13 protein-coding genes are annotated in these 13755 nt (G+C 74.7%); 6 read left to right on the plus strand and 7 right to left on the minus strand.

Going from position 1 to position 13755, the window contains the following annotated elements:
- The first annotated feature begins 27 nt into the window (after nucleotides 1–27).
- Nucleotides 28–891 carry a GNAT family N-acetyltransferase gene (locus ACFY0I_RS09405; RefSeq protein ID WP_388892450.1) on the plus strand — a complete coding sequence of 288 codons (864 nt, stop codon included), beginning with the start codon at nucleotides 28–30 and terminating at the stop codon, nucleotides 889–891.
- A 106-nt stretch (nucleotides 892–997) separates the two neighbouring features.
- Here the strand turns inward: ACFY0I_RS09405 and ACFY0I_RS09410 are convergent, their stop codons facing one another.
- From ACFY0I_RS09410 to ACFY0I_RS09420, 3 genes are all read right to left on the minus strand, one after another.
- A complete protein-coding gene (locus ACFY0I_RS09410) occupies nucleotides 998–1441 on the minus strand; it encodes a subtilase-type protease inhibitor (protein WP_388892452.1) in 444 nt (147 codons plus the stop codon).
- Nucleotides 1442–1655: 214 nt separating this feature from the next.
- Nucleotides 1656–2117: a Crp/Fnr family transcriptional regulator gene (locus ACFY0I_RS09415; protein ID WP_388892454.1), complete on the minus strand. Its 462-nt coding sequence runs from the start codon at nucleotides 2115–2117 to the stop codon at nucleotides 1656–1658.
- Nucleotides 2118–2279: 162 nt separating this feature from the next.
- Nucleotides 2280–2582 (minus strand): hypothetical protein, encoded by a 303-nt coding sequence (locus ACFY0I_RS09420; protein WP_281211262.1) that lies wholly within the window; start codon nucleotides 2580–2582, stop codon nucleotides 2280–2282.
- 447 nt (nucleotides 2583–3029) lie between these two features.
- Between ACFY0I_RS09420 and ACFY0I_RS09425 the strand changes: the two genes are divergently transcribed.
- A complete protein-coding gene (locus ACFY0I_RS09425; protein WP_388892456.1) occupies nucleotides 3030–5762 on the plus strand; it encodes a DNRLRE domain-containing protein in 2733 nt (910 codons plus the stop codon).
- 120 nt (nucleotides 5763–5882) lie between these two features.
- On the opposite strand, the gene ACFY0I_RS09430 is transcribed toward ACFY0I_RS09425, so the two are convergent.
- A complete protein-coding gene (locus ACFY0I_RS09430) occupies nucleotides 5883–6215 on the minus strand; it encodes an ArsR/SmtB family transcription factor (RefSeq protein WP_388892458.1) in 333 nt (110 codons plus the stop codon).
- Nucleotides 6216–6288: 73 nt separating this feature from the next.
- Here ACFY0I_RS09430 and ACFY0I_RS09435 point away from each other — a divergent pair, with 73 nt between their 5' ends.
- Nucleotides 6289–8268, plus strand: coding sequence for a heavy metal translocating P-type ATPase (locus tag ACFY0I_RS09435; protein WP_388892459.1), 1980 nt, complete (start codon nucleotides 6289–6291; stop codon nucleotides 8266–8268).
- Between the two features lie 47 nt (nucleotides 8269–8315).
- Here ACFY0I_RS09435 and ACFY0I_RS09440 read toward each other — a convergent pair whose 3' ends face one another.
- A complete protein-coding gene (locus ACFY0I_RS09440; RefSeq protein ID WP_388892461.1) occupies nucleotides 8316–8801 on the minus strand; it encodes a hypothetical protein in 486 nt (161 codons plus the stop codon).
- A 101-nt stretch (nucleotides 8802–8902) separates the two neighbouring features.
- Between ACFY0I_RS09440 and ACFY0I_RS09445 the strand changes: the two genes are divergently transcribed.
- Nucleotides 8903–9241 carry a hypothetical protein gene (locus ACFY0I_RS09445; protein WP_388892463.1) on the plus strand — a complete coding sequence of 113 codons (339 nt, stop codon included), beginning with the start codon at nucleotides 8903–8905 and terminating at the stop codon, nucleotides 9239–9241.
- On the opposite strand, the gene ACFY0I_RS09450 is transcribed toward ACFY0I_RS09445, so the two are convergent.
- Both ACFY0I_RS09450 and ACFY0I_RS09455 read right to left on the minus strand, forming a co-directional pair.
- Nucleotides 9210–10043 carry a MerR family transcriptional regulator gene (locus ACFY0I_RS09450; protein WP_388892465.1) on the minus strand — a complete coding sequence of 278 codons (834 nt, stop codon included), beginning with the start codon at nucleotides 10041–10043 and terminating at the stop codon, nucleotides 9210–9212. The genes ACFY0I_RS09445 and ACFY0I_RS09450 overlap by 32 nt on opposite strands.
- Nucleotides 10044–10140: 97 nt before the next feature.
- Nucleotides 10141–10656 carry a hypothetical protein gene (locus ACFY0I_RS09455; protein WP_388892467.1) on the minus strand — a complete coding sequence of 172 codons (516 nt, stop codon included), beginning with the start codon at nucleotides 10654–10656 and terminating at the stop codon, nucleotides 10141–10143.
- A 514-nt stretch (nucleotides 10657–11170) separates the two neighbouring features.
- Here ACFY0I_RS09455 and ACFY0I_RS09460 point away from each other — a divergent pair.
- Complete coding sequence (locus ACFY0I_RS09460; RefSeq protein WP_388892804.1) at nucleotides 11171–12376, plus strand: MFS transporter; 1206 nt, start codon at nucleotides 11171–11173, stop codon at nucleotides 12374–12376.
- A gap of 193 nt (nucleotides 12377–12569) precedes the next feature.
- On the plus strand, nucleotides 12570–13730 hold the full coding sequence (locus tag ACFY0I_RS09465) for a choice-of-anchor A family protein (RefSeq protein WP_388892468.1): 1161 nt from the start codon (nucleotides 12570–12572) through the stop codon (nucleotides 13728–13730).
- Nucleotides 13731–13755 lie beyond the last annotated feature (25 nt).

A 13755-nucleotide genomic window follows, 5' to 3' on the forward strand; every position in this document is an offset into this window, starting at 1 on the left:
CCGGGCGGCTCTGGTACAACACCGGGCATGACGGGATTCGAGATCACCGGCGCCGGCGCCGCCGACATGGAACTGATGCGCTCCTGGGCCGATGCGGAGGGCTGGAACCCGGGGGACCACGACCGGTTCGCCTTCGCGGCCGCCGACCCGGAGGGCTTCCTCGTGGGGCGGCTCGACGGGGAGCCGGCGGCCTGCGTCTCGGCCGTCCGCTACGGCGCCGGCTTCGGCTTCATCGGCTTCTACATCACCCGCCCCGACCTGCGCGGCCAGGGCTACGGCATCCAGGTGTGGCGGGCCGCGACGGCCCGGCTCGCCGGGCGGCTGGTCGGGCTGGACGGAGTCGTCGAACAGCAGGACAACTACCGTGCGTCCGGCTTCCGTTCGGCGTGGACCAACATGCGCTACCAGGGGGTTCCGGGCGGCGGTGACGAGCCGGACGCGGGTGCCGGCGACGGAATCGGGATCATCGACGCGGCGGCCCTCCCCTTCGTCCGGCTCGCCGCCTACGACCGCCGCTTCTTCCCCGAGTCCCGCGACGCCTTCCTCTCGCTCTGGACGGGACTCCCCGGCCACACCGCCCGCGCCGCCGTGCGCGACGGGCGGATCGAGGGCCTCGGCGTGATCCGCCCGTGCGGTTCCGGCGCCCCCCGGATCGGACCGCTCTACGCCGAGACCCCCGAGGTGGCCGCCGCTCTGCTGCGGCGGCTCGCCGGGTACGCCCCGGACGGGGAGGTCGTCCTGGACGTACCCGACGCGAACCCGGCGGCAACCGCCCTGGCGGCCGGTCTGGGCCTGGCCCCGGTCTTCGAGACCGCCCGCATGTACACGGGCCCCGTACCGGAGCTCGACCTGGCCCACCTGTACGGGATCACCAGCCTCGAACTGGGCTGATGGCCGGGAGGGTGGGCCGGGCGGACGGGCCGGGCAGTCGGGTCGGGCAGTCGGGTCGGGGCGATGGTGGGGCCCCGTCGCCCCGGCCCGTACGGCCGGCCGGGCCTCAGATGCCGAACAGCACGCCGTTGCTGGCGCGCAGGCCGCACGGGTTGCCGAAGGTGTAGGTGTAGCTCAGCTTGCGGCCCTCCCACACCCCGACCGCGGTGACGGTCACCGGGTCCCACTCCCTGGTACACGCCGCGTCCGGCCGGGGCTCGGCGAGTGCGTCCAACACGGGTCCGTTCGCCCGCAGTTCGGCGCATGCGGCAGCCGGGTCGGGGTGCGTGCCGCCGGGCGTCGGCGAGCACGTCAGCGTCGCCGCGCGCAGCACCGTGCCGCTATCCACGTCCTCGCCGGCCGTCAGGCTGACCACGAGCGCGGACGGCGCGAACAGGCTCTGCGTCCCGGCCGGCGCCGCACCGGCGGCACCCGTTCCGGCGAGCGCGGTGACGGCGGTGAGCGCCATGGCGCCGGAGGCCAGCCCCAGACTCCTGGTGATGGACCGCATTTCGAACACTCCTCGGGTCGGCGTTTCGGATAACGGACGGGAGTCTTGCCCATCCGCGACCGGAACGCCCGTGCGTACCCCCATTTCTCGTCACTGATCGTAAGCGCATGTGTGCACTCCGCAGCGGTGGCGGCATGCGTGACCTGTGGGGGAGCGGCCCCGTGAATCGGCCGAACACCCACCCCGAAACCTTTCTTCTACGGGTTCCGGGGGCTCACCGGGTCGCACCGGTGCGCGGGGCGTAGAGGTCCAGGAGCCGGGTGCGGGTCTGCTGGAGCCGGACGGCGAGGACGCGTCCGACCCAGTGTCCGACGGCGGACCCGAAGGCCGGATCGGCGTCCATGAGCAGGCGCACGGTCGGTCCGTCGAACTCGTACGCCCGCACCGGGGTCATCGCCTCGGCGCTCAACTGCCAGACGTACGGCGGGAACAGCCAGGACCAGCCGACGAGTTCGCCGGGTCCGAGGCTCTCCACGGGAGCGGCTCGGTGACCCGGCATCGGTATCTCCAGGGTCACCGTGCCCGAGCGCACGATCCAGAAGGAATCGGCCCGACCGCCCTCGTCGAAGATCCGTGAACCCTCGGGGAAATTGACCTGCCGGGCGTGGGACATCAACCGTCCCCGGTACTCGGTGGACAGGACGGCGGCGATTCGAATAGGGGAAGGTGTGCTCACGACGGCCTCCGATCACGACCCCCCAGAGCCTTCTGCTCATCCCAGTGTCGCCGAAGCGGGCCGGGATGGCGCCGACGCGTCGTGGCGGATGTGCGCGGGCCCGCGGTGGCCGCCGCCCGCAGGGGCCGTGGACACCGCGGGCAGCGGGCCGTCACCGCTCGGCTACTCCTCCGCGGCGGCCTCCAGGCAGGCCAGCTCCATGGCGTCGAGCACCGCCTCGTGGCTGCGCCGGCTCAGCTCGGCGACGTTCTCGATCTGTGCCGTCGCCCAGGCGGCCAGGGTCATCGCCAGGACCCGCAGACCGTCGGTGCCGTGGTCGGCGAGGATCCCGTCCGCGACGATCATGGCGTCCTCCGGCACCTGCTCCGGTGGCTCCAGCCCGGCGAGGCCGCGCAGCATCGTGAGGGTGCGCCGGGAGATCTCCGGAGTCATCCTCGCCAGCCGCATGTCTTCTTCTTCGTCCATCCGCCCCGCCCTTCGGTGCCATGGCCCGTCCCCCGCATTGAGGGCACGTTAGAGGGGCGCGGCGCCGCACGGGGCTGTTTTCGGCGGGTGACCGTGTGCGAAGGGGTGGCCCGTGATTCGCGCGGTTGACGCGCCCCGCCGACCGCCGCCGACCGCCGCCGCGCGGGGCCGGCATGGGGCCCGGCCGGATCCGCCGCCGGGCCGTGCGTCCCCCGTGGCATGACCGCACCCGGGCGTGGAGGACGCCCGGGACGGCTCGCGGCTGAGGATTTTCGACCGGTTCTGCGCCTGATAGGTCAATTCTGATGACCGGCCCGCGGATTCGCCCTAAGGTGCGCCCGTACGTACGTCCGCTCGGCCGTCCCGCGGTCACGCGGGCGTACGGCCGTGCCCCGGGCACCCCGCGCGGCGCACGGGCAGTACCACGCGCGAAGAACTGGGGGGTTCATGCACAGATCCAGAGGGCCGGCGGCCGCTCTCGCCCTGTCCCTTGCCGGTACCGGGGCGCTCGTCGGCCTCGGGCTCGCCCCGCCGGCCGCGGCCGTCACCCCGCCCGTGGCCTTCACCGCCGACGCGCTGCCCACCTGGCAGCCCAACGGTGTGGTCTGGGCCCTCGCGGAGGCCGGCGGCACGGTCTTCGTCGGCGGCACCTTCTCCGCCGTACGCCCGCCCGCGGGCGCCGGGGGCAGCGAGAAACCGGTGGTGAACTTCGCGGCCCTCGACGCCGCGACCGGCGCCCCGACCGCCTGCAACCTGTCGTTCACGGTCGGTTCGGGAACCGCCACCGTCCGCGCGCTCACCGTCTCGCCGGACAAGAAGACCCTGTACGCGGGCGGCTACTTCGGCGCCGTCAACGGCACACCGGTCTCCAGCATGGCCGCGATCGACGTGGCGACCTGCACGGTGAAGCAGTCCTTCCGCCCCGCGTTCGCGGCCACGGTCCGCGCCATCGCCGTCACCGGCGACACGGTCTACGCGGGCGGCGACTTCCTCGCCGTCGCCGGCCAGTCCCGGCAGCGCTTCGCGGCCGTCGCCGCCGCCGACGGCGCCCTGCGCCCCTTCACGGCCAACGCCGACGAGCCGGGGCGCGCCGTCGAGGTCACCCCGGACGGCCGGAACGTCCTGCTGGGCGGGGACTTCTTCACCGTCAACGGGACGAACACGCACGCGCTGGCCGTCGTCGACGCCGACAGCGGCGCCCTGACCAAGTCCTACGCGGGTTTCATCGAGACCAACTCGGTGGTCAAGGACATCGCCACCGACGGGACGGGCTTCTACACCGCGAACGAGGGCACCGGCGGCGGTGTCTTCGACGGCCGCATCGCCCTCGACCTCGCGGGCTTCGGCCAGCGCTGGCGCGACACCTGCCTGGGCGCCACCCAGGCCGTGCTGCCGTACCAGGACGTGCTCTACAGCGCCTCGCACGCGCACGACTGCGCCAGCGTCGGGGAGTTCCCCGACGGTCAGCGCCACCACCTGCTGGCACAGCCGACCGCCGGTGTCGGCAAACTGGGTTGGGCCCCCGACACCAACGACGGCATCGGCGAGGGCATCGGCCCGCGCGTGATGACGGTCGGCTCCAAGGGCGGCGCGCAGTACCTGTGGGTCGGCGGTGAGTTCACCACCGTCAACGGGGCGGCGCAGCAGAGCCTGACGCGCTTCTCCTCCACCGGTGACACCGGCGCTCCGACGGTGCCCGTCGCGAGCGCCTCCGCCTTCGGACCGGGCGGGGTCCAGGTGCGCTGGCGCACCAGCCTCGACCTGGACGACAGCGCCCTGACCTACCGGATATACCGCAACGGTTCCGCGTCGCCGATCGCGACGGTGACCGCCGACTCGCTGTTCTTCCGGCGGCCGCAGGCCTCCTGGACGGACACCACCGCCCAGGCCGGCCAGTCGTACACCTACCGGGTCACCGCCACCGACGCGGCGGGCAACACCAGCGCCCTGTCGGCGACGGCGGCCGTCACGGTACCGACGTCGGCGCAGGCGTACCCGAGCCGGGTCCGCGCGGACGGCGCCCAGCTGTACTGGCGTTACGACGAATCGGCGGCGCCCTACGTCGCGGACTCCTCGGACGGCGGGAACCAGGCCGGAGTGCACCAGAACGGGCCGGCCCTGCGCCAGACGCCGGCCGCGGTGACCGGCGCGAGCACGGCGATCGGCTTCAACGGCACGAACGCCCACGTGTACGGCGACCAGCGGCAGTCGGTGGGCAGCGCCTACAGCGTGGAGACCTGGTTCAGGACGAACACCACCCGCGGCGGCAAGCTCGTCGGCTTCGGCAACCAGCAGGTCAACGGCAGCAACCGGTACGACAAGCACGTCTACATGACCAACGACGGCCGGCTGGTCTTCGGCGTGTACACGGGCGCCACCCGCACCATCACCACCCCCGGCGCCTACAACGACAACCAGTGGCACCACGTCGTCGCCACCCAGGGTCCGGGCGGCATGACCCTGTACGTCGACGGCGTCCGGCGCGGCACCCTCAACGTCACGACGCACGAGAACTTCTCGGGCTTCTGGCGCGTGGGCGGTGACGGGCTCGGCAACTGGCCGGACCGTCCCACCAGCGATCACTGGGCGGGTCAGCTGGACGAGACCGCCGTGTACCCGTCCGTCCTGAGCGCGGCGCAGGTGCAGAACCACCACGCTCTCGCCTCCGCCCCGGCGGACTCGGTGGTCCGCGTGACCGCCGCCGAGGACACGTACGCCAACGCGGGCGCCCCGGCCACTAACTACGGCGCCTCGGGCTCCCTCGCCGTCCGCGGGACCTCGGCGTACGCGAGCTACCTGCGCTTCGACCTGCCCGCCGCGCCCGCGGGCACGGTGCTGAAGTCGGCCACGCTCGGCGTGAAGACCAGCACCATGGCCGGCGCGGGCACCACGGACGCCGTCCAGGTCGTCCCGGTCACCGGGGCGTGGACGGAGGGCGGGACCACGTACAACAACCGTCCGACCCTCGGCTCCCCGGCGCTCGGCACCTTCGCAGGCATCCCGGACGGTTCGGCCGTGCACACCACCGGGCTGAACACGGCCGCGGTCGCGGGCGCGCTCGGCGGCGGTTACGGCCTGGCGCTGACCGCCTCCGGCAGCGACGCGCTGTGGTTGTGGTCGTCGGAGGCGGCGGCGAACGAAGGGACGCCGCAGCTGACGCTGACCTTCGGCACGCCGTAACCGGCCCGCGGTCACGGGAGGGGCGCGGACCGATCGGGTCCGCGCCCCTTGGCGTGCCGCTCACGTGGCGTGTTCCGCCGCTGGTCCCGCTCAGTGTGTCCCGTCCGGGTCGTGTCCCGTTCAGGCCCCGGGGCCGTGGTGGACGTGCGCCAGTACCTGGCGGAGCAGGTCGCCGACGTGCGCGTCGTGCAGTTCGTAGACCACGCTGCGACCGTCCCGGCGGCCCGTGACGAGGTCGAGGTGGCGCAGCAACCGCAGGTGGTTGGAGACGGTGGGCTGGCCGAGGCCGAGGTCGTCGGCCAGTTCGCCGACGGAGCAGGGCGCGTGCAGCAGGCGGGCCAGGATGCGGATCCTGGCGGGCGAGGCGAGGCCCTGCATGACCTCCGCGGCCGCGGCCGCGGCGGGCTCGGTGAGCAGGCGGGGCGCTGCGGCGGGGTCCATGGCCGGTTCCATGGTCGTCACCCTAGATCAGAAGATCAGGATGTGCACAGGTTCACATATTTAGAAGTCTTGATATATTGATGTCATGAAGAACGTCATGCGGAACGCCATGCGGAACCTCATTCAGCAGGCCGGAGAGCGCGCGGAGCTGGTCAGCGCCCTGCTCGCCCTCACCGTCTACCTCACCGGACTGACCCTCCAGCTGACCGGCAACGGCGGCGCCGCGTCCCTGGCCCTCTTCCTGGCCGCCTACGTCTTCGGCGGCCTCTTCACCCTCCGCGAAGCCGTCGCCACCCTGCGCCGGGGCCGGTTCCAGGTCGACTTCCTCATGCTCGTCGCCGCCGCCGGCGCCGCCGTGATCGGCCGCTGGGAGGAGGGCGCCGTGCTCCTCGTGCTGTTCAGCCTCGGCCACGCCCTGGAGGAGTACGCGATGGGCCGCGCCCGGCGCTCCATCGAGGCCCTCGGCGAACTCGCCCCCCGCACCGCCCTCGTCCGCCGCACCGGCGGGGAGCCCGTCGAGGTGCCGGTGGAGGAACTCGTCGTCGGCGACACCGTCCTGATCCGCCCGCACACCCGCGTCCCCGCCGACGGATTCGTCGCCGCGGGCCGGAGCAGCGTCGACCAGTCGCCCATCACCGGCGAGAGCGTCCCCGCCGACAAGGAGCCCGTTCCCGACCCGGCCGCCGCCCTCGCCGACCCGGCGGGCGTCGACGCGGCGGCCCGGGCCTACGCCGGCACCGTCAACGGCTCCGGCACCCTCGACGTGGTCGTGACCCGCCTCCACCAGGACAACACCCTGGCCCGCGTGGTGCGCATGGTCCAGGACGCCGAGGAGCGCACCTCACCCACCCAGCGCTTCACCGACCGCTTCCAGCGGGTGTTCGTCCCCGGCGTCCTCGTCCTCGTCGCCGGCCTGTCTGCCTACGGCGCCCTCAGCGGCGAGCCCTTCGCCGACACCCTCTACCGGGCCATGGCCGTCCTCGTCGCCGCCAGCCCCTGCGCGCTCGCCATCGCCACCCCCGCCGCCGTGCTCAGCGCCGTCGGCCGGGCGGCGCGCGGCGGAGTCCTCGTCAAGGGCGGGGCCCCGCTGGAGGAGTTCGGCCGGCTGCGCACCATCGCCTTCGACAAGACCGGCACCCTCACCGAGGGCCGCCCCCGCCTCACCGAGGTCGAGACCGCCGACGGCGCCTCCCGCGAGGACCTCCTGCACACCGCCGTCGCCGCCCAGCGCCTCAGCGACCACCCGCTCGCCCAGGCCGTCGTCCGCGACGCCCCCGCCCTCCTGACGGGCGCCGGCCCGGCACCCGCCGAGGCCGTCAACCTGCGCGCCGTCATCGGCCGCGGCGTCAGCGCCGAGGTCGACGGCGAGACCGTCCACATCGGCAGCCTCTCCTACGCCGACACCCTCCCGGGCGTCCCCGTACCCGCCGCCCTGCGCGCACGCACGGAGGCACTCTCCAGCACCGGCCGCACCACCATGGTCGTCCGCCGCGGGGACCGCTGGCTCGGCACCCTCGGCCTGATGGACGCGCCCCGCGCCGAGGCCGCCGCGACGGTGGCGGCCCTGCGCGCCCTCGGCGTCACCCGCACCGTGATGCTCTCCGGCGACGACCAGCGGGTCGCCGACGCCGTCGGCCGGACCCTCGGCATGGACGAGGTCCGCGGCGGCCTGATGCCGCAGGACAAGGTCACCGAGGTGACCCGGCTGCGCCGCACGGCCCGTACGGCCATGATCGGCGACGGGGTGAACGACGCCCCCGCGATGGCCGGTGCCACCGTGGGCGTGGCCATGGGAGCCGCCGGCTCGGCGGTGGCCCTGGAGACAGCGGACATCGCCCTGATGTCCGACGACCTGCGCCGGCTGCCGTTCATCACCGGACTCAGTCGCCGCGCCGCCCGCGTGATCCGGCAGAACCTGTGGCTGAGCCTCGGCATCGTGGCCGTGCTCGTACCGGCCACCGCCCTGGGCATGGGCATCGGCCCCGCCGTCCTCGTCCACGAGGGTTCCACGCTCGTCGTCGTCGCCAACGCCCTACGACTGCTGCGCCACCGCGACGAGGCCTGACGGCGCGGCGACCGGGGGGTGGGCCGAGGGCGAGGGGCGGCCGTGGGTCAGCGGGGTGGTTCGACCTCCAGGAAGCGTCGGCCGCGCGGCCCCCGGTACAGCAGGCACTCCCACCCGTGCCGTTCCAGTTCCGCCGCGCAGGCCGTCAGGCGCTCCCGTTCCTCCTCGGCGGCGCCCGAACCCGGCGGACCGGGCCAGGTCACCGTCACCGTCGTCGGGGCGGAGGTCGGGCCGCCCGCGCCGGCGCCACTGCCGACCGGACCATCGGCGACCCGGTATCCCGTTCGGCTGCGCCGGCCCTCGGCGTCCACTGCCGACGGCGGGAAACCCGCAGCCTCCAACACCAGGGCCACCGCCCGCGGCGCGGCCCGCAGCTCCCACGGGGCGGGGGAGTCCGCGCCGTCGCCCAGCAGGCGGCGGATCTGCAACAGCCCTTCGTACGCGGTGCGCAGCTCGCCCGCCCGCGCCCGTGGATCCGTCGGCGGACCGTCGCCGTCCGCCGGTTCGAAGCCCTCCCCGTGCGGACCGGCCATCGCGCACCCCTCTCCACCCACGTCCGAATGAGTACCTCACGCGCAACGGCCTGAGTATCCGCCCCGATTCCCCGGAGCGCCGCCGTTGATGGAATGACGGCATGACCTCAGCACTCCCTTCGGACGCCGTGACCACCGTGTGGCGTCCCCGCATGCGGCACGTGACCACCGCCGGCTCGGCGCTCGCCGTGGCGTTGGTGCCGCTCGTGGTGGGCGTGCTCGTCGCCAAGGGCGTCGCCGCCGATCCGCACGCCCCGGTCAACGCCCTGATCAGCGGCGGCGGCCAGCGCGCGGGGCTGCCGGTCACCGAGTGGCGGCGGCGCGGGCACGGGGCGCTGCGCCGGCTGCGGACCGCCCGCGAGGGAACGGCCCGGCGCTGCGCGTCCGTCCGCGACCGCCGCCGTCCCGTCAGGAGGCCAGCGGTTCCTGCAGCTCGGTGACCCACTGCTCCGGATCGTCCGGGCAGGCCAGGGTCAGCTCGCGGGCGTAACCGGCCGAGCGGTGGCCGTGCGCGTCGATCCACCGCGCCAGGACCTGCGCGGTCGGCAGTACGCCGTCCATCGGACCCCGGTGCACGACCGTCGCCGCCCGCTCGACCCCGGGCAGCTCCACGATCAGCACCCCGGCCCCGAGGTGTTCGCGGCGGACGCCCGCCGCGACGGGCAGCCCGGCGTGCACCAGGACGGTGCCGGGCTCGGCGTCCGGAGCGTCCTCGTAGCGGGCCAGACCCGGCCCCGTCGGGGCGACTCCGGCGCTCTCCAGGCGGCGGCACAGTTCCTCGTACAGGGGGCCGATCACCGGCCCGATGTCCTGGGGGGCGTAGCTCGCCGCGACCCCGGTCAGTTCGGCCAGCCGGACGGGCGGCAGGCTCTTGACGACGATTTCGTCCGTGGGCATCGTTCCCTCGCTCTCGATGGTCCGGAGCCTCGTCCCGACCCGGTTCAGACGGGCGGTCGCCTCGGCCACGGCGCTCTCCAGCTCCGCCCGGCGCAGTCGCAGCATGCCGCGCAACTGCTCCGGGGTCACCTTCTCGTCGAGGACCGCTCCCACCTGTTCCAGGGTGAAGCCGAGGTCCTTGAGCGCGATGACGCGGTTGAGGCGGGCCAGCTGGCCCGCTTCGTAGAAGCGGTAGCCGCTGGACGGGTCGACACGTGCCGGGCGCAGCAGTCCGAGGGCGTCGTAGTGACGCAGCATGCGGACCGATACCCGGCCGTGCTTGGCGAAGTCTCCGATGGTGAACATGACGCCTCCACTGCACGGCCTGACACGGTGTGAGGGTCAAGTCTGCGGGGCGGGCGCGCCGGCGGGTGCGGTGGGGCGGGCGTCGCGGGGGGTGCGGTCAGTGGCCGTACTGGCGGACGCACAGGTCGACGACCGACGGAGGGACGGCGCCCTCCGCGGCCGCGCACAGTTCCTCGCCCCGGGGCAGCCGCGGCGCCGCGGGGCGGGGCGCGCGCGGCGGTGTGGGCTTCGCCGGCCGCACGCGCCGGGGCGTGGCCGGCTTCGCGTGCCGGCGGGCGGGCGGGTCCGCCTTGCGGGCGCGGGGGGTGGCCGCCGGGGCGTCGCGGGTGTCGTCGCGCACGTCGTCCGGCGCGTCCCGCTGCTGCCGGTCGTCCGGCCCGGTGCCGGAGGGCGGGGTATCGGACTCCGCGTCGGGCAGCACGCTCAGGGGGAGGGGCGGTTCGGCCGGCCCGTCGTCGGAGAGCCTCCCCTCGGCGGCGTCCTGGCGACCGAGCGGCGGCGTGGAGCCGCGTACGGGGTCGGCGGCGCCGGACTCCGGGCCGACGGAGACGCAGCCGGCGCTCGCGAGGAGGGCCAGCAGGGAGAGGGGCAGGGCGGCCCGGCGTAACTGCATCCGACCACCATGCCGTAGTCGGCGGCCCGCCGGAGCCGAACCTCACGCGTCCGGGTGAGCCCGGGGCGGAGGGGTTCCGGCGAGGGGTCGTTGCCGAATCGATTCCGCACAGGGTGACCCGAGCCGGTGGTGGTCGTCGCAGAATGAGCCCGAACGCGAGCGGTACGGCAGGGCAGTGCGGGTGACGGGGGAGGCGCGACCTCCGGCGCCCGGTGCCGCCGTGCCGCGTTCACCCCGCCGGACCGCCCACCCGTACGGAGCCCCGCACATGCCCTTCGCCGCCGCCGCGCCCAACAGCCCCGACCCGGAGCCCGATTCCGGGCCCGACCCCGATACCGCCGGCGGGCCCGGTCCCGATTCGGGCCTTGCCCCCGACGCCGACCTCGGCCCGGCTCCTGGCCTCGACGTCGGCCCCGACCCGGCACCCGGCCCCGACTCTGCTCCGGCCCCCGGCCCTGCCCCGGCACCGGTCGAGCCGGATTCCGGGGCCGGGGCGGTGAAGGGGTGGGCGGCCGTGGCGGCCGTGTCCCTGGGGATCTTCGGGCTGATCACCTCCGAGTTGTTGCCCGTCGGCCTCCTCACGCCGGTCGGGGACTCGCTCGGGGTGTCCGACGGGACAGCCGGACTGATGGTCACCGTCCCCGGCCTCGTCGCCGGCTTCTGCGCCCCGCTCGTCACCGTCGGCGCCGCCCGCGTCGACCGGCGTCACGTGCTGTGCGTGCTCATCGCCCTGATGGCCGTCGCCAACCTGGTCGCCGCCGTCGCGCCGAGCTTCGCCGTGGTCCTGGCCGCCCGGGTCCTCGTCGGCATCAGCGTCGGCGGATTCTGGGCCGTGGCGGGCGGACTCGCCGTCCGGCTGGTTCCCGCCCGCCACGTCGGCCGGGCCATGGCTGTGATCTTCGGCGGCGTCCCGACCGCTTCGGTGCTCGGCGTGCCCGCGGGGACCCTGCTCGGCGAACTCGGCGGCTGGCGCACGGCCTTCGCCGCCATCGGCGCCCTCGGCGTCGTCACCCTGGCCGCCCTGCTCCTCCTGCTGCCCGCGCTGCCCCCGACCCGGCCCGTCGCCCTGGCCGAACTGCCCTTCCTGCTCCGCCGCAACCGCGGCGTCCGCGCCGGGGTCATCGTCACCTTCCTGTTGGTCACCGGCCAGTTCGCCGCCTACACGTTCGTCACCCCGGTGCTGCGGGACGTCTCCGGCGTCGCGCCGGGATCCGTCAGTACCCTGCTCCTGGGCTACGGAGTCGCCGGGGTCGCCGGGAACTTCCTGGCCGGGCCGCGCGACGCGCGTCGTACGCTGCTCGCCGTCAGCGCCGGCCTGACCGTCGTCCTCACGCTGATCGCCCTGCTGCCCGGTGCCGCCGCCGGAACCGCCCTGTTGCTCGTCTGGGGCCTCGTGTACGGCGGGGTCTCCGTGAGTCTCCAGGGCTGGATGCTCAAGGCCGCGCCGCAGGCGTCCGAGGCGGCCTCCTCCTTGATGGTCGCCATGTTCAACTTCGCCATCGCCGCGGGCGCGCTCGCCGGCGGCTTCGCGGTGGACGGCGTCTCCGTCGCCGCCGCGCCGCTGACGGGAGCCGCCCTCATGCTGCTCGCGGCGCTGACCGTCGCCGGTGCCCTCCGCCACCCGGCGGCCCCCGTGGCCGAGGTCCCCGACCACCGGCTCGGCGCAGCGGCCGATCCGGTGCGCGAGCGGCCCGGGAAGGAGTCGCCGGCCGACCGTTGACGAACCCCGCCGACAGGCAACTGGGCGTCCGGGCGGTGGAATCGGGACGCCGACGGCAGGTGTCGGAGTCGGGTCCGTCCCCCACACAACGGATGAATCGGGTGGATCGGGCATCCGGCTTGACCGGAGCGGTCCCGGAGGGAAAGAGTCCGATCAAGAACCGCCGTAAGGGCTGCCCTCGGAGATACCCCAGATGTCGATATCCGTCCGTTCCACGCTCACCTCCACCCTCCTCGGCGGCTCCCTCGTCCTCGCTCCGACCGGCGCGCGGGCGGCCACCCCCCTGGACGGGGCCGGCCGGGCGGTCCGGTCGGGTGCCCAGTGCCCCGACGTGCTCGGGGTAGCCCGCCTCCACGCCGAGTTCATCGAGGACGACGCCCGGCACGCCCCCGGCGCTGACGGCGCCGTCGAACCGAACGCGGGCCCCTCGGCCACCGAGTTCACGGCTCTGCGGGAGGCCTCGGCGGCTCTGGCCGGGGTGCGCGCGGACGAGGTCGGCCCGAGTCCGCGCGGTGGACACCTGTGGCTGATCGGAACGGACGCGCGGTACAACGCGTTCTCGGTCCCGGCGGCCGAGTTGGAGAAGTCCCGGAAGGTGCATCTCGACGTCCCGGAGGGCGCGGTCACGGTGGTCAACGTCACCGGAGCGACGTACGACCAGGGCGCGACGCGCGTCGGCGGATTCCTCTTCCTGGACGAGAACGCCGACGCGGCCGAAGGCGCGAGAGCCGAGGCCGACGGCGGAGCGGACTCGTTCCGGTCGAGGCTGCTCTGGAACTTCCCCGCGGCCACGAAGATCGTCAAGCGGGGTGCCAACTCCTGGCCCGGTACCGTCCTGGCACCCCACGCCGCCGTCGACCTCGGCGAGGGCGGGCCGCTCGAAGGCGGTGTCATCGCCCGCTCGCTCAGCGGCCAAGGCTCCGCCGGGACGCGCCACCACCCCTTCACGGGCTGCCTGCCCACGGCCCCGGGCCCCACCGGCGACGCCGGCGGATCCCGCACCCGGGCGGAATCCGGCCCGCCGCGCCCGCCGACTCCCGTGTCCAGCGCCGCGCCGACTTCCGGTCCCACCGCCGCTCCGACTCCCGTGTCCAGCGCCGTGCCGACTCCCGGTCCCACCGCCGGGTCGAGCACCTCCGTCGCACCGACGGGCCCCGGGCCCGCCGCGCCGACCGCCTCCCGGGATCGGGGGCCCTCCGCGGTGCCGGCAACCGGGGCCGCCGGCCCGGGCGGGCCCGACGGCGGTCTCGCGCTGACCGGCGCGGGCAAGGCGGTCCCCCTCGCCATCGGCGGGGCCGCGGTACTGGCCGCCGGTGCGGCCATGGTCCTCGTCGCCCGGCGGCGCAGGGCCTGACAGGCCGGACGGGGGTCGGTACCGC

The organism is Streptomyces sp. NPDC001568, assembly GCF_042893755.1.
GTDB lineage: Bacteria > Actinomycetota > Actinomycetes > Streptomycetales > Streptomycetaceae > Streptomyces.